Source organism: Pelomonas sp. Root405 (assembly GCF_001425165.1).
GTDB lineage: Bacteria > Pseudomonadota > Gammaproteobacteria > Burkholderiales > Burkholderiaceae_C > Pelomonas.
The window spans coordinates 310,394-331,995 of the sequence record NZ_LMDU01000013.1 but is presented as its reverse complement, the minus strand read 5'-3'; the positions used below and the strand labels follow the sequence as shown (position 1 = coordinate 331,995).

General features: G+C 68.6%; 18 protein-coding genes. 14 read left to right on the top strand and 4 right to left on the bottom strand.

The window, feature by feature from the left end; translation table 11 throughout:
• Positions 1-3 precede the first annotated feature (3 nt).
• Together ASC81_RS17505 and ASC81_RS17500 are read right to left on the bottom strand one after the other, a co-directional pair.
• A complete protein-coding gene (locus ASC81_RS17505; RefSeq protein WP_162245917.1) occupies positions 4-2,346 on the bottom strand; it encodes an ABC transporter permease in 2,343 nt (780 codons plus the stop codon).
• Entirely contained in the window at positions 2,339-3,040 is a 702-nt protein-coding gene (locus tag ASC81_RS17500; RefSeq protein WP_056270033.1) for an ABC transporter ATP-binding protein, read from the bottom strand. Before ASC81_RS17500 ends, ASC81_RS17505 begins: the two co-directional genes overlap by 8 nt.
• Before the next feature lie 131 nt (positions 3,041-3,171).
• Here ASC81_RS17500 and ASC81_RS17495 point away from each other — a divergent pair, with 131 nt between their 5' ends.
• The 11 genes from ASC81_RS17495 (at position 3,172) to ASC81_RS17450 (ending at position 13,613) form a co-directional block, all read left to right on the top strand.
• Entirely contained in the window at positions 3,172-3,753 is a 582-nt protein-coding gene (locus tag ASC81_RS17495; protein WP_056269662.1) for a hypothetical protein, read from the top strand.
• A gap of 13 nt (positions 3,754-3,766) precedes the next feature.
• Positions 3,767-4,789: a sensor histidine kinase gene (locus ASC81_RS17490; RefSeq protein ID WP_056269659.1), complete on the top strand. Its 1,023-nt coding sequence runs from the start codon at positions 3,767-3,769 to the stop codon at positions 4,787-4,789.
• Positions 4,786-5,541: a LytTR family DNA-binding domain-containing protein gene (locus ASC81_RS17485; RefSeq protein WP_056269658.1), complete on the top strand. Its 756-nt coding sequence runs from the start codon at positions 4,786-4,788 to the stop codon at positions 5,539-5,541. Before ASC81_RS17490 ends, ASC81_RS17485 begins: the two co-directional genes overlap by 4 nt.
• A gap of 232 nt (positions 5,542-5,773) precedes the next feature.
• Positions 5,774-7,024, top strand: coding sequence for an urea ABC transporter substrate-binding protein (urtA, locus tag ASC81_RS17480; RefSeq protein WP_056269655.1), 1,251 nt, complete (start codon positions 5,774-5,776; stop codon positions 7,022-7,024).
• A 133-nt stretch (positions 7,025-7,157) separates the two neighbouring features.
• The gene (urtB, locus tag ASC81_RS17475) at positions 7,158-8,699 is read left to right on the top strand and encodes an urea ABC transporter permease subunit UrtB (RefSeq protein ID WP_056269653.1); all 1,542 of its coding nucleotides are present in this window, start codon (positions 7,158-7,160) and stop codon (positions 8,697-8,699) included.
• The gene (gene urtC / locus ASC81_RS17470) at positions 8,696-9,742 is read left to right on the top strand and encodes an urea ABC transporter permease subunit UrtC (RefSeq protein ID WP_056269650.1); all 1,047 of its coding nucleotides are present in this window, start codon (positions 8,696-8,698) and stop codon (positions 9,740-9,742) included. Before urtB ends, urtC begins: the two co-directional genes overlap by 4 nt.
• Positions 9,739-10,572: an urea ABC transporter ATP-binding protein UrtD gene (gene urtD, locus ASC81_RS17465; protein WP_056269648.1), complete on the top strand. Its 834-nt coding sequence runs from the start codon at positions 9,739-9,741 to the stop codon at positions 10,570-10,572. Before urtC ends, urtD begins: the two co-directional genes overlap by 4 nt.
• A 1-nt stretch (position 10,573) precedes the next feature.
• Positions 10,574-11,266 (top strand): urea ABC transporter ATP-binding subunit UrtE, encoded by a 693-nt coding sequence (urtE, locus tag ASC81_RS17460; protein ID WP_056270030.1) that lies wholly within the window; start codon positions 10,574-10,576, stop codon positions 11,264-11,266.
• A gap of 213 nt (positions 11,267-11,479) precedes the next feature.
• Entirely contained in the window at positions 11,480-11,608 is a 129-nt protein-coding gene (locus ASC81_RS28105) for a hypothetical protein (protein WP_255354438.1), read from the top strand.
• 83 nt (positions 11,609-11,691) lie between these two features.
• Positions 11,692-12,201, top strand: a complete 510-nt coding sequence (locus ASC81_RS28295) for a helix-turn-helix domain-containing protein (protein ID WP_156392204.1) — start codon at positions 11,692-11,694, stop codon at positions 12,199-12,201.
• Positions 12,198-13,613: a type II toxin-antitoxin system HipA family toxin gene (locus tag ASC81_RS17450; RefSeq protein WP_056269644.1), complete on the top strand. Its 1,416-nt coding sequence runs from the start codon at positions 12,198-12,200 to the stop codon at positions 13,611-13,613. The genes ASC81_RS28295 and ASC81_RS17450 overlap by 4 nt, the downstream gene beginning before the upstream one ends.
• 1,083 nt (positions 13,614-14,696) lie before the next feature.
• On the opposite strand, the gene ASC81_RS17445 is transcribed toward ASC81_RS17450, so the two are convergent.
• A complete protein-coding gene (locus ASC81_RS17445) occupies positions 14,697-15,185 on the bottom strand; it encodes a hypothetical protein (protein ID WP_056269641.1) in 489 nt (162 codons plus the stop codon).
• A 146-nt stretch (positions 15,186-15,331) separates the two neighbouring features.
• Between ASC81_RS17445 and ASC81_RS17440 the strand changes: the two genes are divergently transcribed.
• The 3 genes from ASC81_RS17440 to ASC81_RS17430 are packed head-to-tail and all read left to right on the top strand — an operon-like array spanning position 15,332 to position 18,707.
• A complete protein-coding gene (locus ASC81_RS17440; protein ID WP_056269639.1) occupies positions 15,332-15,919 on the top strand; it encodes a DUF295 domain-containing protein in 588 nt (195 codons plus the stop codon).
• Entirely contained in the window at positions 15,919-17,619 is a 1,701-nt protein-coding gene (locus ASC81_RS17435) for a hypothetical protein (RefSeq protein ID WP_056269637.1), read from the top strand. The genes ASC81_RS17440 and ASC81_RS17435 overlap by 1 nt, the downstream gene beginning before the upstream one ends.
• Positions 17,619-18,707, top strand: a complete 1,089-nt coding sequence (locus ASC81_RS17430) for an OmpA family protein (protein WP_056269635.1) — start codon at positions 17,619-17,621, stop codon at positions 18,705-18,707. The genes ASC81_RS17435 and ASC81_RS17430 overlap by 1 nt, the downstream gene beginning before the upstream one ends.
• On the opposite strand, the gene ASC81_RS17425 is transcribed toward ASC81_RS17430, so the two are convergent.
• Positions 18,704-21,520, bottom strand: a complete 2,817-nt coding sequence (locus tag ASC81_RS17425) for a serine/threonine-protein kinase (protein WP_056269632.1) — start codon at positions 21,518-21,520, stop codon at positions 18,704-18,706. The two genes, ASC81_RS17430 and ASC81_RS17425, sit on opposite strands and share 4 nt — an antisense overlap.
• Positions 21,521-21,602 lie beyond the last annotated feature (82 nt).

Here is a 21,602-nt window from a genome sequence, read left to right as displayed (position 1 = left end):
ACATCAGCTGTACGCCAGCGCGCGCGCCGCCGGTACACGCAGGGCCCGTCGAGCGGGGAGCGCGCAGGCCAGCAGCGAGATCAGCGCCATCAGCCCCAGCCAGCCGAAGGCCACGCCAGCGCTCGGCACCAGCCGCCATGGCACGCTGAACATGATGCGGCCGAAGGCCATCTCGAGCAGGGCGCTGATGGGCAGGGACAGCGGCAGCGACACCAGCCAGGCCAGCACGACGATGGTCAGGCCCTCGGCCTGGACCATCGCGAGGATGGCGCCGTCGCGCGCGCCGATGGCGCGCAGCACGCCGATCTCGCGCTGGCGCTCCAGCACGGCCAGGCCCATCGTCGAGGCCAGGCCCATTGCGCCGACAGCGATCATGACGACGCCCATCGCGCCCAGGAAATCCACCACCATCAGCAGGTGGTCTTCGACGACGCGGCGGCTGTCGGCCTGGGACTGGCTGCCCGCCACGCCGATGCCGGCCTCGGCCAGCACCTCGCGCAACTGCCGCACGGCGTCCACCAATGCGATGGGTGAGCCCGGTGCGTCGAGCCGCAGCACCAGGCTGTTCGCCAGCGTGTTGCTGGCGGCGGCATCCAGCGTGGCGCGCGACGTGTAAGCCAGCGCCTGCGGACCGCTGTCGACCAGGCCGACGACGGTCCAGTCCCGGTCGGCGAAGCGGTGCCTGCTGCCGACGGCGAGCGCGGGTTGCTGCAGCAGCAGCAGGCGGCTGACCACGACCTCGCCGTCGCCGGCGAGCCAGCGCCCCTCCAGCAGGCGCGGTGCCAGCAGGCGGCTGCTGGGCGGCAGGCCGAGCAGCGTGAGCGGCTCACCGCCAACGGTGCTGCGCAAGCTGCGCCAGGCTTCGGCCTCGGCAATGCCGGGGACCTCGGCGGCCAGGGCCTCCAGCCTTGCCGCCGGTGCGGGCGCGGCAACGCGCATCTGCAACTGGTAGTGCTGCGCGCCGAAGAGATCATCCACGGAACCACGCACGGCGCTGCGCAGGTTGGCGGCAGCCAGGTAGACCGCACCGCCGCTGGCCAGCGCCAGCACGGTCAGCAGCATGCGCTGGCGGCGCCGGAAGGCATTGCCCACCGACAGCAGCATCGGCCGCGCCCAGCCGCCGAGATGGGGCACCAGCCGCGCCGCGAGCGCGCCACGCTTCAGGCTCAAGGACTGGCCTTCGCGGGTGATGCCGATGTCGCGCAGTGCCTCGCCGACGGGTCGGCGCAGGGCCGCGCGCACGGGCAGTGCGGCAGCGGCCAGCGGCAGTGCCAGGCCGACCGCGAGCTGCAGCGCCACGCCCCAGGCCGGCGTTGCGATGCCGTGGAGTGAGAAGTTCAGCAGCTCGGCCTTGAGTCCTCCATACAGGCGGCCTAGCCACAGCGCGGCCGGCAGCGCGATCAGCGACGCCAGCAGGCCGAGCGCGCCGGCCTGGGCCAACACCATCGCGCCGATCTGCCGGGGCGGGCCGCCCAGCACTTTCATGATGGCAATCTCGCGTGTCTGCCCGGCCAGCATCGCCGCGACGAGGTTGACGACGAGGAATCCGCAGGCCAGCAATGCCAGCAGGCCGAAGGCGCCCTGCGTCATCAGCAGCGAGTCCATCTGTGCCGCATGGATGTGCTGGCCGGGTTCGGGCACGTCGATGCGCCTGACCGCATAGCCGGCCGTGGTCAGCCGGGTCGCCAACGCCTCGACGCTGCGGCGGACATCCGCCCGTGCGGCGCGATGGTCCCGCATGCGGACCTGCAGCTCGTCGAAGCCTGCGCCTGCACCCAGCCGCTGCAGCGTCGCCTCGCTGCCGTAGAGGTAGACGAGGTTCTCCATCCAGCCGGGCGCCTGGCTGACGTCGCGCACCAGGCCCTGCAGGTCAACGGACTGGGTCTCGCCGCCAGTCAGGCGCAGCGACACCGGCTCGCCGATGCTGGCGCCGGAGAAGTCCAGCGAGGAGCGCTCGATCCACAGGCTGCCGTCTGCGAGCGGTGCGTCGAACTGCAGCCGCCCGATGTCGGCGCGCTGGAAGTCATCCAGCGCGATGACGACGGCATTGCGTGCGCGGCCATTTGCCAGCACGGTGGCGCCCACACTGCGGCGCAGCCGCGCGGCGGCGATGCCGGGCTGGGCCTGCGCAACGGCAAGCGCCTGCGCGTCGGCGCGGTCCAGCACCAACGTGGCCGAGGCGGGCAGGCTGGCGCGGTAGCCTTGGTCGGTCGCGCGCTCGACCAGCGTCCACGCGTTCAGGATGGTGCCGGCGGCCGTCAGCCCCAGCGCCACCGCGAGCACGACCAGCAAGCTGCGCGCGCGGTGCTGCCACAGGTCGCGCCAGGTCTTGAGCACCCTAGTCATGGCGACGGTCCTCGACCAAGCGCCCATCGCGCAAGCGCAGGCTGCGCTGCACCTGGCCCAGCGCCGCTGCCTCGTGCGTGACCATGACGATGGTGACGCCCTGTTCGCGCGCCAGTTCAGCCAGCAGCGACAGCAGCGCCTCGCCGTTGGCCGAGTCGAGATTGCCGGTCGGCTCGTCGGCCAGGATCAGTGGTGGCGAATTGGCCAGCGCGCGGGCGATGGCCACGCGCTGCTGCTGGCCGCCGGACAGCGCCGATGGAAACTTGTGCGCCTGGTCGGCCACGCCGAGGCGTTCGAGCAGCGCCAGCGCTCGCGCGGTCCGCTCGGCGGCCGGCCACTGGTTGCAGAAGTCCATCGGCAGCATGACGTTCTCCAGCGCCGTCAGCGTGGGCAACAACTGGAAGAACTGGAACACGACGCCTACGGCCTTGCCGCGCCAGCGTGACAGGGCGCGCTCCGTCAGGGCGCGCAGGTCCTGGCCCGCCACGCGCAGCTCGCCGCTGCCGGCGCGGTCGATGCCGGCGAGCAGGCTGAGCAGCGTGGACTTGCCGCTGCCCGAGGGGCCGACGACGGCAACGAACTCACCCGCATGGATGTCGAGGTCGAGGTCGGCGAGGGCCTGGAAGTCGCCGCCCGCGGCGGGGTAGCTCTTGCCGACGCCGCGCAGGCGGATGAGTGCTGGGCTTGCTTGCATGCAGCCAATGTAGGAAGCGGCTGGCCGCGCGGCGCACCGTTGGACGGCACGGTTGTGCCACTCGGCGAATCGGCCCTCGCCAGGCGTGTCGCGCGTCGCGATGCTGGCGGCATGTTGCATCTGGAGACGCCATGAAAGCCCTCGTCCTGACCCTCGCTCTCGCCTTCACGGGCTCAGCCCATGCACAGCACGGTGCTGCGCCTGCGGCGATGTCGGTGCCGGCCGAGGCCGCACAGTTCGACTTCCTGGTCGGCCAGTGGGAGCTGGAGGTCAGCCCGAAGGTCGGCGGCCTGGCCGCCATGATCCACGGCGCGCCAAAGCTGGTGGGCAGCTGGAAGGCCTGGAAGTCATTCGACGGCCACGGCATTGACGACGAGCTGCGCATCGTCGACGCCTCAGGCAACCCGCGGTCGCTGAACCATAGCCTGCGCATCTTCGACGCGAAGGCCAAACGTTGGCAGGTCAGCGGGCTGGACGTCTACCGCGCGCGATTCGGCAGCAGCAGCGGCACGTGGCAGGGCGGTGAGATGCGGCTGGAGGGCAGCGGCCAGAACGCCGAAGGCAAGCCGATGCTGACGCGCACGCGCTTCATGGAGATCAGCGCCGACCGTTTCAAGATGCGCCAGGATCGCTCGCTCGACAATGGCGCGAGCTGGGATGAGGGGACGCTGACGGTCGTCGCCAAGCGCGTATCCCGCAAGGCGGTCCGTTAAACGCGGAGCAGGAATGGGGCGAACGTGGATCTGGGTGCAATGGCTGATCGGCTGGCTGCCGGTGGCGGCGCTGTTCGCGGTGCTGATGATGACCGTGCATGGCGCGGGCTTTGCGTCCGCGCTGCACTACTCGTTGCGGCTGATGGCGACGGCGGCGCTGCTCGGCCTGGTCGTGCACCGCTTCACCGCGCGCCTGCCCTGGCCACATCCGCTGACCCTCGGCTTCGTCGCCAGGCATGCGGTGGGCGCGGCGCTGTACGCCGTGGCCTGGGTGGCGGCCAACAGCCTCGTCGAAAGCCTGCTTGTGGGCCGCATCGTCTTGGTGGTCGGCCCCGGCATCGCGGCCTACCTGGTCACCGGCGTGTGGTTCTACGTGATGATCGCCGGCGTCGCCTACGCGCAGCGGGCCGCCGCGCGCAATGCGCAGCTGGAAGCGCTGCAGGCGCGCAGCCAGCTCGCGGCGCTGCGTGCCCAACTGCATCCGCACTTCCTTTTCAATGCGTTGCACACCGTGGTGCAGCTGATCCCGCTGGACCCGGAACGCGCGGTGCGGGCTGCCGAACAACTGGCAGCGCTGCTGCGCGCGAGTTTCGACAACCCGCGCGAGCAGGTCACCCTGCGAGAGGAATGGAAAGTCGTGCAGCTGTATCTCGACATCGAGGCGATCCGCTTCGGTGACCGTCTCATCGTCGACGCCGAATTCACGCCCGAGGCGCTGGCCGCGCCGGTGCCAAGTTTTGCACTGCAGACCTTGGTGGAGAACGCCGTGCGCCATGGCGCCGCGCCGCGCGTCGCAGCAACGACTCTGAGCGTGCGCGCCCGCATCGACGGCGACGCCTTGCTGGTGATCGTGGAGGATGACGGCCAGGGCGCCGAACCCGCGGCATTGCAAGCCGGAGGCACCGGCCTGCGCCGGCTGCGCGAACGCCTGGGCTGGCTGCATGGCGGTACCGCGGCGCTCAGCCTACACAGCGTGCCTGGTCAAGGCCTGCGCGCCGAGTTGCGCCTGCCACTGCCAGGCGCCGCGGACGAATGACGGCCGCCGTCACCGCGCTGATTGCCGACGACGAGCCGGTGGCCCGCGCCGGCCTGCGCCACCTTTTGCGCGGCCTGCCCTGGCTGGATTGCGTGGGTGAGGCAGCCGACGGCCCCACAGCGCTGGCCGAGATCCAGCGGCTGCGGCCGGAGCTGGTCTTCCTGGACATCCAGATGCCGGGCTTGCTCGGCACCGAGGTGCTGCGCCGCTTGCTGGAAGGCGGCGCCCATGCCCCGCCGCTGGTCGTCTTCACGACAGCCCATGCCGAGCATGCCATCGCCGCGTTCGAGCTGGGTGCGCTGGACTATCTGCTCAAGCCTTTTGGGGCCGACCGCCTGTACTCGACGCTGGATCGTGTGCGCGCCGCACTCGGCGAGCCCTGTGCACCTGCGCTGGAGCGCCTGGCCGAACTGCTCGGCCGCGGGCCGCTGAAGCGACTTTTCGTGCGACGCGGTGCAGCCATCGTTCCGGTGGCCGTGGCCGAAGTCAGCCATTTCGAGGCGGTGGGCGACTACGTCTGCGTACATGCCGGAGGTGCCGAACACCTGCTCCACGTGGCGCTGGCGCGGCTTGAAGAGCGGCTGGACCCGGGGCGCTTCGTGCGCATCCACCGCGGCTGCATCGTCAACCTCGACGCGGTGGCCCGATTCAAACGCCTGGCCAACGGGCAACTCAGCGCCGAGCTCAAGGACGGCCGCGCGCTGCTGGTGAGCCGCAGCCGGTCCCAGGTCTTGCGCAGTTTGGCCGGCTAAGGGTCAACCCGCGGGCCACATCGGGGCGGCGCCGGCCCGTTTTTGTGCGATCACCCGTTGCCGCGGTACACCAACGGTGCGGACTGCACCGGACAGGGGACTGCGCAGCCCATAAACGTGCGGCGATACGGGGCGTAGCGGGTGTGACGAAGTGCACGAAGCTGGCACGAGGCTTGCGCTCGGTGGTGTTCGGCTACTCGACCTCTCACATCCAACCTTGGAGGCTTCCCTGATGCTTCGCCGTTCTGCCCTTGCACTGGCCACCGCTGCCACCCTGCTCCCCCACGCCGCCTTTGCCGCCGACACCATCAAGGTCGGCGTCCTGCACTCGCTGTCGGGCACCATGGCCATCTCCGAGACGGTGTTGAAGGACACCGTGCTGATGGCCATCGACGAGATCAACGCCAAGGGCGGCCTGCTCGGCAAGAAGCTGGAGCCCGTGGTTGTCGACCCGGCGTCCAACTGGCCGCTGTTCGCCGAAAAGGCCAAGCAGCTCATTTCGCAAGACAAGGTCGCGGTCGTGTTCGGCTGCTGGACCTCGGTCAGCCGCAAGTCGGTGCTGCCGGTGTTCGAGCAGACCAACTCGCTGCTGTTCTACCCCGTGCAGTACGAGGGTGAAGAGCTGAGCAAGAACGTGTTCTACACGGGTGCCGCGCCCAACCAGCAGGCCATCCCCGCGGTCGAGTACCTGATGAGCAAGGACGGCGGCGGCGCCAAGCGCTTCGTGCTGCTGGGCACCGACTACGTCTACCCGCGCACGACCAACAAGATCCTGCGCGCCTTCCTGAAGAGCAAGGGCATCCCCGAGTCCGACATCATGGAGGACTACACCCCCTTCGGTCACGCCGACTACCAGAGCATCATCGCCAAGATCAAGAAGTTCGCCGCCGAAGGCAAGAAGACGGCGGTCATCTCGACCATCAACGGTGACTCCAACGTGCCCTTCTACAAGGAACTGGGCAACCAGGGACTGAAGGCGACGGACGTGCCGGTGGTGGCCTTCTCGGTCGGTGAGGAAGAGCTGCGCGGCGTGGACACCAAGCCGCTGCAAGGCCACCTGGCCGCGTGGAACTACTTCATGTCCATCAAGGCCCCGGCCAACGACGGTTTCATCAAGAAGTGGAGCGCCTACGCCAAGGCGAAGGGCATCGCCGGCCACAAGGACAAGCCGCTGACCAACGACCCGATGGAAGCCACCTACATCGGCATCAACATGTGGGCCCAGGCCGTCAAGAAGGCCGGCAGCACCGACACCGACAAGGTCATCGCCGCCATGGCGGGGCAGACCTTCACGGCGCCGTCGGGCATCACGTCCAAGATGGACGAGAAGAACCACCACCTGCACAAGTCAGTCTTCATCGGCGAAGTCAAGGGTGACGGCCAGTTCAACGTGGTGTGGAAGACGCCTGGCCCGGTCAAGGCCCAGCCGTGGAGTCCCTACATCCCCGAGAACAAGGGCAAGAAGGACGAGCCCACGAAATAAGGCACACCCCCGAGGCGCGTAGCGCCTCCCCCTCAAGGGGGCACCGCCAGTGGCCTGGCAGAGCCAGTTCCACGGCGGTCGCTGGAGGGGCGTGCGCGCTGCGCGCGGCACTTGTCGCTTTCGCCTGGGTCTCATGATCAAACGACTTCTTCTTGGTTGCCTGCTGGCCGTGCTGGGCTGCTCGGCTTGGGCGCTGTCGCCCGAGCTGCAGAACCGCATTGCGGCAGGCGAGGGCGATGAGCGCGTCGCCGCGCTTCAGCAGGCGCTGGCCGCCGGCGATGAATCGCTGGGGCCATTCTTGCGTGCCTTGCAGGACGGCCGCGTGCGGCTCAAGGGCGGGCAGGCCATCGTCATCGCCGAGGGCGCTGAGGCGCCGGCCGATGCCGAGGAGCCGATGTTGAACAACCGCATGCGCCGCGAGATCGACTCCGCGCTGGCGGGGCTGGACCTGCTGTCCAGCGACCGCGCCACGCGCGCCAAGGCGCTTTCAACACTGCGCGACGACGCCGACGCGTCCAAGCTGCCACTGCTGGAAAAGGCGCTGGCCGCAGAGACCGATGCCGAGTTGCGCGCCAACCTGGGCGCGCTGATCGCCGGCGCCAAGCTGTCGTCGCCCGATGCCACGCAACGTCGCTCTGCCGCCGTCGAGCTGGCCGGCAGTGCCGACCCCGCGACCCGCGCATTGCTGCTGGAGCGCATGGGCGGCGAAACCGACCCTGCCGTCAAGGCCGAGATGCGCAAGGCCATCGACGCCATCGGCGATCGCCTCGCCTGGGGCGAGCGCGCGCAGCTGCTGTTCTCCGGCCTGAGCCTCGGCTCTGTGCTTCTGCTGGTCGCGTTAGGCCTTGCCATCACCTACGGCCTGATGGGCGTCATCAACATGGCCCACGGCGAGCTGCTGATGGTGGGCGCCTACGCCACCTACATGGTGCAGCAGGGCTTCCGCGCCTGGGCACCCGCCGCCTTCGACTACTACCTGTGGCTGGCGCTGCCCGCCAGCTTCCTCGCCGCCGCACTCGTCGGCGCGGCCATGGAGCGCAGCGTCATCCGCTGGCTCTATGGCCGGCCGCTGGAAACGCTGCTGGCCACCTGGGGCATTTCGCTGGTGCTGATGCAGGCCGTACGCACGCTGTTCGGCGCGCAGAACGTGGCGGTGGAGAACCCGACTTGGCTGTCCGGCGGCTGGGCGTTGTTGCCCAACCTGACGCTGCCCTACAACCGCCTGGCCATCCTCGCCTTCGCGGCGCTGGTGTTGGTCGGCATGGCGCTGCTGCTGGCCAAGACACGCCTGGGCCTGATGGTGCGCGGCGTCACGCAGAACCGCCGCATGGCCGCCTGCGTGGGCGTCAACACGGCCCAGGTCGACACAATGGCCTTCGCGCTCGGCTCGGGCATTGCGGGCCTGGCCGGCTGCGCGCTGAGCCAGATCGGCAACGTCGGCCCCGACCTGGGACAGAGCTACATCGTCGACGCCTTCATGGTGGTCGTTCTCGGCGGCGTGGGCCAGTTGGCCGGTACTGTCTACGCCGGCCTGGGCCTGGGCGTGCTGTCTAAGCTGCTGGAGGGTTGGCAGGGCGCCGTGCTCGCCAAGATTGCGCTGCTGATGCTGCTCGTGCTCGTCATCCAGAAGAAACCGCAAGGCCTGTTCGCCCTCAAGGGCCGGAGCGTCGAATGAAGCGCGCTGCACTCATCGCCATTGCGATCACGCTGCTGCTGGCGCCGCTACTGCACCTGGCCTTTCCGCCGGGCCATGCGCTGCACCTCAGCGAGTTCTATGTCGGCCTTCTCGGCAAGTTCCTGTGCTTTGCCATTTGTGCCCTGGCCTTGGACCTCATCTGGGGTTTCGGCGGCATCCTGTCGCTGGGCCATGGGCTCTTCTTTGCCCTCGGCGGCTATGGCATGGGCATGTATTTGATGCGCCAGATCGGCCGCGAAGGCCAGTACCAGTCGGACCTGCCGGATTTCATGGTCTTCCTGAACTGGAAAGAGCTGCCCTGGCACTGGGCACTCAGCGACTCGTTGGTCGGCCAGATCTTCCTGGCCCTCGCGGTGCCCGGCCTGCTCGCGGCGGTGTTCGGCTACTTCGCCTTCCGCTCGCGCATCCAGGGCGTCTACTTTTCCATCATCACGCAGGCGCTGACAGTCGCGGCCATGCTGCTCTTCTTCCGCAACGAGACGGGCTTTGGTGGCAACAACGGCTTCACCGACTTCAAGCGCATCGCCGGCATGCCGCTGAACACGCCGGGCATGAAGGTCGGCCTGTGCGTGGCCAGTGGCGTCGCGCTGATCGCCTGTTACCTGATCGCCCGCGCGCTGACGCAAAGCCGCTGGGGCCGCATCCTGCAGGCCATCCGCGACGCCGAGGGCCGTGTGCGTTTCCTGGGCTATGACCCGGTCGCCTTCAAGCTCAGTGCCTACGTGATCTCGGCCGTCATGTGCGCGTTGGCCGGCATCCTCTATGTGCCCCAGGTCGGCATCATCAACCCCGGCGAGATGAGCCCGGCAGCCAGCATCGAGATGGCCATCTGGGCGGCGGTCGGCGGCCGCGGCACGCTGGTCGGGCCGGTGATCGGCGCCTTCTTCGTCAACGGCACCAAGTCGGTCTTCACTGCCGTGTGGCCGGAGGGCTGGCTCTACGTGCTCGGCGGCCTGTTCATCGCCGTGACGCTGTTCCTGCCGCAAGGCCTGATGGGTCTGGCGAAGAGGTTCAAGAAATGACCCCAGAACTTCTCGAAGCCGGCGCGGAGGCGCGCTCGAAGGCGTTCACACGCATCGCGACGTCCGGTGAACCGGTCTTCAACCAGGGCGTGGCGCTCTATGTCGAAGACCTCAAGGTCGCCTTCGACGGCTTCCAGGCGCTTGGCGGCCTGAGCTTCACCGTCGGCGTGGGCGAACTGCGCTGCGTCATCGGCCCCAATGGCGCCGGCAAGACGACGACGATGGACTGCCTCACCGGCAAGACCCGGCCTGACAGCGGCCGCATCTTTTTCGGCAGCAACCTGAATCTGCGCTTGATGAGCGAGCAACAGATTGCCCGCGCGGGCATTGGTCGCAAGTTCCAAAAGCCCACGGTGTTCGAGGCGCTGACCGTCACCGAGAACCTGGAGCTGGCACTTGCCGGCGACAGGCGGGCGCGCTTTGCGATGAGCGCCAAGCTCAGCGGGGAGCAGCGCGACCGGTTGGGCGAACTGCTGAAGACCGTCCACCTGACCGAGGAGCGCGACCGCGTCGCGGGCCTGTTGAGCCACGGCCAGAAGCAGTGGCTGGAAATCGGCATGTTGCTGGCGCAGGACCCCAAGCTGCTGCTGCTGGACGAACCCGTCGCCGGCATGACCGACGAGGAGACCGAGCGCACCGCCGAGCTGTTCCTGAGCCTGGAAGGCCAGCACTCGCTCGTCGTCGTCGAGCATGACATGAACTTCGTCGGCACACTGGCCGGCTCGCATCGCACGGTCACGGTCTTGCATGAAGGCAAAACCTTGGCCGAAGGCACGATGGCTGCCGTGCAGTCCGACGAGAAAGTGATCGAGGTGTACCTTGGCCGATGACATCCTCAAGGTCCAGGATCTGCACAAGCACTACGGCGGTTCGCACATCCTGCGCGGCCTCAGCTTTGACCTGAAGCCCGGCGAGATCACGGTCGTTCTGGGCCGCAACGGCGTCGGCAAGACCACGCTGCTGAAAAGCCTGATGGGCGTCGTGCCCGTCACGTCCGGCAGCATCACGCTGGCCGGCGAGGCGATCAACAAGCTCAAGACCCATCAGCGCGTGCGCGCCGGCCTGGGCTATGTGCCGCAAGGCCGCGAGATCTTTGGGCGCCTGTCGGTCATCGAGAACCTGCAGATGGGCCTGTCCAGCCAGCCCGCCGGCACGCCACTGCCGGTCGAGCTGTTCGAGCTCTTTCCCGTGCTCGCCAAGATGCGCTCACGCCGCGGCGGCGACCTGTCCGGCGGCCAGCAACAGCAGCTCGCCATCGCCCGTGCGCTCGCGCCCGGCCCCAAAGTGCTGCTGCTGGACGAACCGACCGAAGGCATCCAGCCCAACGTCATCCAGGACATCGGCCGCGTCATCAAGCACCTGGCCCACGACAAGGGCCTGTCCGTCGTGCTCGTCGAGCAGTTCTACGACTTCGCCGAGGAACTGTCCGACCAGTACTTGCTGATGCAGCGTGGCGAGATCGTCATGCGTGGCCGGGGTAAGAACATGCAGGCGGATGGGGTGCGGGAGCGGCTGGCGATCTGAGCGTTCGCTCGACTCGGAACTTCTACCGGCAAGACGGTTGTGCAGTTTGAGCCTGTCGCAACCCGCCTGCAGCATTGGAGCTGGCGTGGATGGGCGCGTGCTCAAATTTTGAGCACGAAGACGCTCAGTGATGTCTTCTCTTCACCCGTCCTGCGCATTGGGACGTGGAACGGACTTTCTTAGGCGGACATCGTCTTCGAGGAAACACCTGGGGTGTGCCTGCTGGACGGGACGCCTGCGCTGGCCATGGTTGCTTTCAATCTGCAGTTGTTGCAGGCAGAACGTGCGCAACAAGGCATTGCCGTCGCGCCCATGGCCGATCCCGGCAAACTGCATTTGTAACGAACTCGATCGGCAGGCGTGCCGTAGCCCTGCGATGCAAGCGGTGGCAGTAAAGTAGTGCACACGCTCTACATAGCACTTTGATGCCACTTGCCTTGCTAAGGTTGTGGAAGCAAAGTAGTATTTGCCTCCAAAGGCACTACTTTGATGCCATGAAATCGATCCGAGAAGTTTCCTCCATCTTGCGTAGCTCCGTTGCTGAGCGAGCGATCCGTCAAGCTGACCTGCATGAGCAGGCCGGGATCTCCCAACGCACGCTGACGAACGTGCTCAGCGGCAGTGAAGACTACAAGCTGAGCACACTACTTTCGGTGGCGGATCGGTTGGGTTTGGAGCTTGCCTTGGTTCCCAAGGCCATGAACGCAGCTGTGCAAGCAGGGCCAACGAGCGAGCCACGTGTGAAGTCGCGGGTGGCTGCCGCCTTGGATCGCATCAAGCGTCCCGAAGAGTTCCACGCACGTTCCGTGGATCAGATGAGGTCCGACGCATCCAGGTGGGAGAACCTAGGCTCCGTCTTGCGAAGGTCCGAGTCGGTAGCCTCTTTCCCGGCCCCTGCAGCAGTCAAGACCATGTCGCGGTCTAGGAAGAAGTGAGCTTCGCGTCGCTGGCGATCTTCCTGCCCAAAGGGCAGAGGATCGGCGTCTTGTTCCGGTACAACCTCTCAGAGGATGCCGTGACGACGCGGTTTGTGGCTGATGAGAAGTTCGTAAAGCAAGGCATACAGCCGACCGTGTCGGTGTCGTACCTTGCGGACTCGCCCGAAGATCAGGCTGCACTCTGGCGAGACTTCAGGGCGCCGTCCATGAACGGGCGGTACTCGAACAAGAATGGTTGGCTGCTTCCGGCCTTCTTCCAGAACCTGCTGCCAGAAGGCGTGTTTCGTGATCGCATCGCCGAGCTTCGCCAGTGCCGTTCCGACGACCACTTCGAGATGCTGGCTGCTTGCGGCAAGGATCTTCCTGGAGGGCTCTACGCGTTGCCCACCGAGCTGACGCGTGAAGAGTTGGGGCTCTACGTCGGGGAGGGCAATGATGCGCTCGAGATGTCCGTCGTCGAGGAGCCGATGGAAGAGGGGGTCTCGTTGTCAGGCGTCCAACCGAAGGTCGGCGTCAACTTGATCGAAGGCCGGTACGTCGGGCGGACCAAGGATGCCGACACTCATGTCATCGCAAAGCTTCCTGTGGTTTCACAGCCGATGCTGCCGGAGGTGGAAGAGCTCTCCCTTCGACTTGCACAAGCTGCCGGCGTGAACATTTGTTCCGCGACGCTCCAGCCGCTGGAAACCTTGGCGGTGCAGCACGGCTATGACCTCGGCGACGCCGACAGCCTCACGAAGTTTCTGGCAGTCAGGAGATTCGACAGGACGTCAGAGAAGCGAATCCACTGCGAAGATTTTGCGCAGGTGCTCGGCATCATGCCGGAAGACAAGTACGGTGCCTTCAATGGCGAGGACCGCACGTCATACCTCGATGTCGCCGCGGTGCTCCTGTCGTTCGAGAGCATGGGTGAACCGGCGGTGCACGAACTCTTGCGCAGGCTGGTCGTGAACGAGCTTCTCGGCAACCCGGACATGCATCTGAAGAACATCGGGTTGCTCTTCCTGGATGGTGTCACGCCTATCCTCAGCCCCGCGTACGACATCGTCGCCTACTCGGCGTTCAACAAGAATTCGGGGCATGCACTGCAGATCCTGCCCCGAAGCATGGTTCCGCAGAAGGACGAGGCCCAGGAGAAGGGATCGCGCCAGAAACAGCGCCTTTCGCCAGGCATGGTGCGGGCGTTCTGCCAGGCGCTGGATATCGTTGAGGCTCCGGCGATGACAGCGATCCGAGACGCGGTCAGGAAGGCCTACGACGCCTGGCCCCAGATGATCGCCGATGCGGGCATCACGTCAGCGCAGAAGGAGCGGCTGTTTGAGTACCTCAAGCGCCATCCGATGATCCAGTCGCTGGACCGGCGGCACGCCAGGGGTTCCGGATCGCCAAGTCTCGATCCATCACGATGACCTGGGCCGGAAAGTCCGCTGGTGTGGCGCAAGCACGTCTCGTGAGTGCATTGCCCCACCAGTAGCTTGCTGCCGCGTCGGGGCGAAGTCCCGCCCGCGCTCGTCGGGCAGTCCTCCGGTGGTTGCTCGCAAAAATCTGGCCCTATCTGAAGACGTAAGGCGTCTGCACGGTGAGTTTGGGGTGATCGCCGTGACATCAACGCCGGACGCATCACGCCGGGGCGCCGCCAGCGCGCAGCCACGCCGACCACGCCCAACCCGGCGAGAAGCAGCACCCACATCGACGACTCGGGCACCGGCGTGGCGGTAAAAGTGAGGTAGCTCGACAGGCTGGCGCGCGCGGAGCCACCGCCGACCGGTGCGTCGCTGATTGCAACGCCTTCGACTTCCAGGCGATAAATGCCCGGCTCGGCCAGGAAACTGATCGGCCCGAGGTCCATGAACCAGTTGGCGGTCGCCCCGTTGGCTTGATCGCTCCACAATTCGCGCAGCAGCGTGCGGCCGTCGGGCGCGAACAGGGTCAGGCCGTAGGAAAGGCTGCCGGCGCCGCTGCTGGACGGCAGTTGCACGCTAGCTTCGACCGAATGCGCGAATGTCACCCACTGCGGGCTGCTGGTGTCGGCGAACCGGAAGATCTGGGTCGAATCGAAATCCGCCATCGCGCGACCCGAGCGCGCCACGGCGGTCGCGCTGAGGCCGCCACCCGTGCTGGTGGACGACTGCACCGTGACGCTGCCCAACCCGTCGCGGTCCAGCGAGGTGCTAAAAGGCGCTTCGAATCGTCGCGTGACGGGGCTGCCGCCCAGCACCAAGGTGGCTCGGGACTGGATGCTCACAAGCTCCACGTCGGCTGGCTCGGCGGCATGCGACGGTTGCCCCCAAACGACCCAGGCCAGCACGGCGGCGGCCAGCTTGCGTGCAATCATGTTCAGCTCCTCTCGTCTGCAGTCTCGGCGCGCGCTGTTACGGCCGGCGCTGCCTGCTGCCGCTGCGGCAGCAAGGTCAACCCAGGCTGCATTGTCAGCACGAACATGGCGTTCGCACCCCGCGTGGTCTGTCCCTATTTCGGGTGCTTGCCGCCGATCACTGCGGTGGCTCCACGCCCTGGTAGCGCACGGTGGACTCCACGCCCGCGCCGCTGTTGCGGTAGGTGCGGCCGTCCGCGGCGCCTATCCACATCTGTGACACCGTCGGCGGCTCGCCGCCCAGCGCGCGGGTGGTGACGCGCCACACTTCGGTGGCCACGCCGTCGATGCGGTCGCTGCCGGTGCGCTCGCAGCGCGCGAGCACCGCGCCGGCCTTGTGCGCCGCGCGCTCGAAGGCTGCCGGCCCCATCTTGGACAACTTCCAGCCCGTGCCGCCGATGCGCTGCCAGACGCGCTCGTCCACGCGCAGCAACTCCATCTCCGCGCCCTGGCCGCTGACGCGCTGGTGGTAGCGCGGCGCTGTCAGCGTCGCGATGCTGGCCTGGGCAACGCGTTCGCAGCCGGCGGGCACAGCGTCGGCGGCCGTGGTGCTCAGGCAAAACAGGGCTGACAGCGGCAGCAGGAGTCGGGTAAGGCGTGTCGGCATGGTCACTCCGTTCGATGGATGGGTTGAAGCGGACGCATCGCGATGCGTGCAACCCTACCAACGCGGCGCGCGGCCCGAACCGGACACATCGGCTGGAAGCTGGGGGTACCTGTCCGGTTGTTGGTGCTGCCTGCGTTGGTGCTGGCATGACGCCTTTGCACACATCACCCGTTCGCCTGGCCCTGGCCGGCATCCTCGTCCTGGCACTTGGTGGCTGCCAGCCTGCAGCCGCGCCACCGGCAGCCCCGCTGCAAGCTGCCTCGGCCCCCGCCGTGGCCGGGGTGCGCCCGTGCGCGCTGCTCGACCGTGTGGCCGCGCAGGCGGTGCTGGCCCAGTCGGTCGAGCCCATGAACGACGACGCCGAGAACTGCATGTGGCGCTCGGCCGACTCGCCGATGGCTTTCACCACGCTGATGCTGACGCTGGTGAACAACGACGACGACGCGATGGCGGCGCAGGTCTACGAGGGCGTGTCCGGCATCGGTAGCAAGCTGGGCAAGCTGGTGAACCAGCCGCTTGGACAGACGACGCGCAAGACCGTGCGCGTCGTCGACGGACTGGGCGACGAGGCGGTCTTTCTGGCCAGCAACCAGGGCGAGATGGTGCAGAGCAGCCAGTTCGTCGTGCGCAAGGGGCGACGCGTGGCCGCCTTCGTGATGACCGGCATGGGCGAGGCCGAGGGTGCCGTCGCCCGGCTGGAGTTGGCCGCGCGCCGCGCGGTGGAGGGCATGTGATGCGCGCGTTGGCGGCGTTATGCCTGGCCGCCGCCGCGCCGATCTGGGCGCAGGGCGACGCGGCACCCGCCGGCCAGGTCGGCATCTCCGTCCGCGCGACGCCGCAGCAGGCCGCGCCGGGCGCCACCTTCACGCTGGACGGCGTCGTGCCGCTCGACGGCAAGGGCAAGCTGCGCCTGACCATCACGCCGCCGGCCGGCAGGCCGCCCACGGTGCTGGAGGTGCCGCCCGCCGCCAACGGCGACTGGCGCGCGCAGTTCGGCAGCACGCAGGTGCCGGGCGACTACCGCGTGGACGCCACCTCGCCCGGCGGCCAGCTCAAGGGCGTTGGGCGCTTCACCGTGCTGGAGACCGATTTCGCCGACGACTTCGAGCAGGCCACCGGCCGTGCCCGGGCCGAGGCGCAGGCGGCGGTGAAGGCCGTGGACGGCATCGTGGCCGACGTGGATGCGCAGATCGCCCGCCTGCCCGACAACCCCGCGCGGGATGCGCTGAAGGCCAAGTGGGCCGAGTTGAAGCCGAAGCTGCAGCGTGTCGTGCGCGACCTGGGCGACATCGACGCCCTCGTCACACCGCTGAAAGCCGCCGTTGCCGGCGAGCGCGAGGCCGCCCCGGCGCTCGCGCCGGCCACGCGCGCGCTGAACGACTGGACCACCCGCTCACGCGCCGAGCGCGAGCGCATCCTGCGGCAGCTGTCGGCCAGCCGGCGCGAGGGCGCCACTTGCGAGAACCTGGAGCGCGTCATCGAAGGCTTCAAGTGGGCGATGGCCCTGTCCAACCTGCTCGACGGCTTCAACGGCGTGATGATCTCGGCCGCCAAGGAGCTGGTGGAGGGCGCGCTGCTGCGCACGCTCAAGCCTCACATGCAGGGCAAGCTGGCCGGCTACCAGCGCGCGCTGGAGGCCACGGCCAAGCTGCGACAGGAGAGCAATGGCAACCTTGTCGGCTGGCTGTCGGAGGCGGTGGCGTGGATGGGCACGCAGCAGTTCGACAAGTTCTGCAGCCGCTTCTCGGGCCGCTTCGACGGGCTGATGCATGCCGAGTTCTTCGCGCGCGTCGGCGGCGAGAAATGGTGGAGCTACGACATGCAGCTGCGCGGCCAACTGGAGCTGCGCTACGCCAAGAGCCCGCTGGGTGATGGCCAGTCGGTGGCCGTGCGTGGCGAGTTCGTCGGCCAGGCGGTGCGTTTCACGCTGGCCGAAGATGCCATCCGCGTCGGCTGGCCCAAACTGACTGCGGGGGCGCGGCTCTACAAGCGGGCGCTGTTGCCCATGCCCATCCTGCCCAACATCGCGCCGCCCGAGGAGGGCAAACCCATCGAGATCGACGGCAAGGCCTCGGCGGCCATGGTGCAGCCCTATGGCTTCTTCGTGCCGGTGGAGGGCGAGATCGTCGACAACGTGCTGACGCTGCGAGTGCAGGCCGCCACCAGCGACTTCGACGCCAAGGCCCGCGTGGTGTACGTCATCGTCTCGCCGCTGTCGCTGGTGCCCGTGGCCACCGCCTTCGAGCTGCCGTACAAGGACGCAGGCTTCTTCTTTCTGCGCGCCGCCGGCGGCCAGCCGATGCGCTTCAAGGTGGAGAAGTCGGCCAAGGCGCTGCGCATCGTCGGCGAGGTGGATGAGCACAAGGGCGCTGGCGTCGCCAAGGGGCGCTACCAGCTCAAGTTCAACCTGTGCAACCCTGCGGGAGCTTGCTGATGCGGCGGCGTCCGCTCTTGTTGGGTGCGGTCTGCCTGCCAGTGCTGGCGCAAGAGGCAGAGGCGACACGGGTGCCGCTGGTGCCGGGGCTGACCGTGGTGACGGCACTCCACGAGCCGGGCGTGGGCGACTATGAATCGGTCAAGCGCCTGGCCGCCCGCATGCAGCGCCCGGCGCCCGGCTGGCGCATCGATTACCGGGCCAGCCTCCCCGCCGGGCAGGTGCAGAGCACGCGCCTGCAGTCGGATGCCGACCTCGCCAGCGCCACCGTCTACCGCAGCCGCTTCGAGAGCGATACCGAGGAGCACTACCCCGGCAGCACCGCTCTCGGCATGTCCGCCGCCGTGTTGCGCGCCTTGCGCACGTCTGGCAGCACGCCGTTCACGGTGGTGGAGGCGCCGGAGTGGCTGCGCCAGCCCGCCAGCGCAGGTGCTGGTGCGCTGGCGCTGGCCCGCGCATTGACCGCTGTGGAGCTGTTGTTGCGCGGTGAGCTGAAGGCTGCCGTACCGCCCACGGGCACCCAGCCGGTGTTGGTGAACGGCCGTGTGGTGGACCTGTCCGTGCGCTGGGCCGAGGGTTTGCTTACCGCGCGTGATGGCACGCGGGTGGCCGTACGTCTGGCCGTGCTGGACGACGATGCCAATCCGCTGGCACTGGCCTGGCGCATCGCCGCTGCGCAGCTCACCGTGGTGCGGCTGGACTGGCCGCGTCCGGACGCGGGCACGGCACTCGCCGGCGAGCTCAAGCGCACCGGCCGTGCGGCTTTGCCCGGCCTGTATTTCGACTTCGGCCAGGCGACGCTGCAGCCGGGCTCCGACGCGACGATCTCGGCCTGCGTACAGGCCTTGAAGTCGCTGCCCGGCCGCTGGCGCGTGGAAGGCCATACCGATGCCATTGGCCGCGAGCCGGCCAACCGCGCGTTGTCGCTGGCGCGATCGCAGGCGGTACGGCAGGCGCTCGTCACCCGCGATCCGGCGCTGGCGGCCCGGCTGGAGAGCAGCGGCCTGGGCGCCGTGCGGCCGGTGGGGGACAACGCCACCGCGGACGGCCGCGCACGCAACCGCCGCGTGGAGCTGGTGCAGCTCTAAAGGTCGAGATGGAGCAGCCGCTGCGCTGACGGCGCCTCGGGTGCGTCATAGCGGCGGCTTGCGGCCAGCGCTTCGTCGCGCAGTGCCTGTGCCGTCGCCGACTGGCCCTGTGCGGCCAGCACCGCGGCGCGCACGCGCTGCAGATAGGGCTCCATGCGGATGTCGAAGAAGCCCTGTTTCTCACGCCAGGTGGCCCATGCCTTGTCGGCGTGCTGCGCGGCCTGGTCCACGCGGCCGGACGCGAGCGCTACGCGAGCCAGGCCGGCCTCGGCCAGCGCGACATGCGTCCAGCGCGGGTTGCCGGCGCGCTCGACCACGGCGCTGAACTGCGCCTGCGCACCCGCCACGTCGCCTTGCGACAGCAGGAAGCGCCCCCAGCGTTCGCGCATTGCGGCGACGGGCTGGGCGCCCGGCGTGTCCCGCGCTTCGAACTCGGCCAGCGCAGCCACGAAGGTGCGGCGGGCGTCGTCCGCCCGGCCGGCGCGTGCGTAGGCGTCACCCAGGTGGCGGCGCGTGCGGCGCAGCGCGAAGTCGTTTGGCGGCGCGCGCTGGTAGCCGCGTTCGACGGACTCCAGCACCGGAATGGCCAGCAAAGGCCGGCCCTCCGCGGCGAGCCGCTCCGCCCAGTCCTCGCGCACCTGCTGGGCGTCCGGATCGTTAGCGCTTTCGGGCGGCAGCCGCGCCAGCACCGCGTCGAACGCCGTCAGTGCGCGCACCCGGCCGCCCGCCAGATGCGCCGTGCGGGCGCGCCTGGCCGCAGGCATCCAGGCCTGGCGGGCATCGGGGCCGGTGGTGCGCTCCGCGATGGCGGCCGAGATGGCGAAGGCGGCTTCAGCACCGGCCAGATCACCGCCTTGTTGCAGGGTCAATGCGATGTTGGCGTGGATGGTCTGAAGCTCGGCGTCGTCGCGTTCGGGGTTGGCTTCGGCCTGCTTGGCAGCCTCGCGGTTCAGCGCCACGGCGTCGGCGTATCGGCCGGCTTGGGAGGCTTCGTTGGCCAGTTCGATCAGAACGGTGACCCGGCCCCGTTCGGTGGCGGGCGCATCGGCGAAGGCGCTGCGGGCGGCTTGCAGCGCGGCGTGACGGGCGGCCTCCTGGCCTGGCTGCTGGCGCAGGCAGACAGCGCGTGCCATCCACCAATGCCCACGCAGCGGCCCGCTGTCACGCTGCGCGGCACGCAGCAGGTCGTCGGCCTGTTGCAGCAAGGCGCCGCAGCGCGTGTTGGCCCGAGCAGCCGCGCGGGCCGCGCGCTCGACAGCGTCGTCCAGGATGTTGTCGTGCAGCGGCCCGAGGTGCTCGCGCACGAGGGCGAGCTGGCGTACCTGCAACTGCTCGTACGAGGCCTCGTCACCCAGCTCGCGGTAGATGTCGGCAGCGGTACGCAGCAGCTCGATGCGCAGCTTCACGTCCGCCGCGAAGGCGCTGTCGATGCGACCCACGCTCGCGTCCAACAGCGCCTTGGCGCTGATCTGGCCGCGCGGGGTGTCGGACGCGATGCGCGGGTCGTTGGCGCGGTAGACCGACAGCAGGAAGGCCTTGACCGCCTCGGCCCGCCGCGTCTGGGCCTGCGCCTCGCGGGCCTGCCACAGCACGCCGGCCAGGCCCGCCACCAGGCTGGCGCACAGCAGCGCCGCCATCACGACGGCAGCGCGGCGCCGGCGCGCAGCCTTGACCAGCCGCGTCCAAGCGGTGATGCGGCGCGCCTGGATGGGCTGGTCGGCGCGATGGCGTTGCAGGTCGGCGGCCAGGTCGGCCACCGACGCATAGCGCGCATCCGGTGCGGTGGCGAGCGCCTTGGCGAGGATGGCGTCCAGGTCCCCGCGCAGGCGCTGCCGCCAGGCCTTGGGCGTGCTGCCGGCCTCGGCGGCGAGCGCGGGCGTGGCGCAGTCGGAGGCGAGCAGGTCGCCAGCCGCCAGGTTGGATGACTTCAGCACCGCATGCGGCGTGGTGCCGGTCAGCAGCTCGAACAGCAACACGCCGAGTGCATACACATCGGTGGCCACGGTCACCGCGCCGCCGGCCACTTGCTCCGGAGCCGCGTAGGCGGGCGTGGCCAGCAGCGCGTCCGCGCGGGTCAAGGCGGTGTCGCCCGCCGGGTTGTCGGCCAGCAGCTTGGCGATACCGAAGTCCAGCAGCCTCACGCCCTGGGCACTGACCAGCACGTTGGCGGGCTTGAGGTCGCGGTGTGCCACCAGCCGGCTGTGCGCATGCCCGACGGCGTCGGTCACCTGCGCGAACAGATCCAGCCGCGCATCCAGCATGAGTGCGTGCTCGCGTGCCCAGTGCGTGATCGGCTGGCCATGCACCGCTTCCAGCGCGATGTAGGGCTGGCCGCTGTCGTCCAGCCCTGCGTCGTAGAAGCGCGCGATGTGGGGGTGGGCAAGGCGGGCCAGGATGTCGCGTTCGCGCAGGAATCGCTCGCGCACGCTGCCGGCCAGCAGGTGGGCATGCGGCAGCTTCAGCGCCACCTCGCGCTGGTAGGCGCCGTCGGCCCGTTGCGCCAGCCACACCTCGCCCATGCCGCCCGCGCCGAGCAAGCGCAGCAGCCTGTAGGGCCCGATGTGCTGGCCGGCCAATCGCTCGCTTCGGCCCGTCCCGTGGCCAGTGGATAGGGCGGCGGGCGTTTCCATATAACCCGCTGACTGGACGTCATCCAGCTCCCTTAGGAAGATGGCAAGCGCGTCGTGCAAGGGCGCGAGGTGCGGCGCCAGGCCCGCCAGCCAGGCGGGGCGCTCGGCGGGGTCCAGACCCATGGATTCTTCGGTGAGGCGCGAATACTCGCCCCACCATTCGTCGCTGAAAGCCAGCTGCATGGCAGTGGATGGATCGGATGGCATCAGCGGGGCCAACGGATTCCGCGCTGTAGGCCGGACATTCAGGCGGGCAATTCAGGCC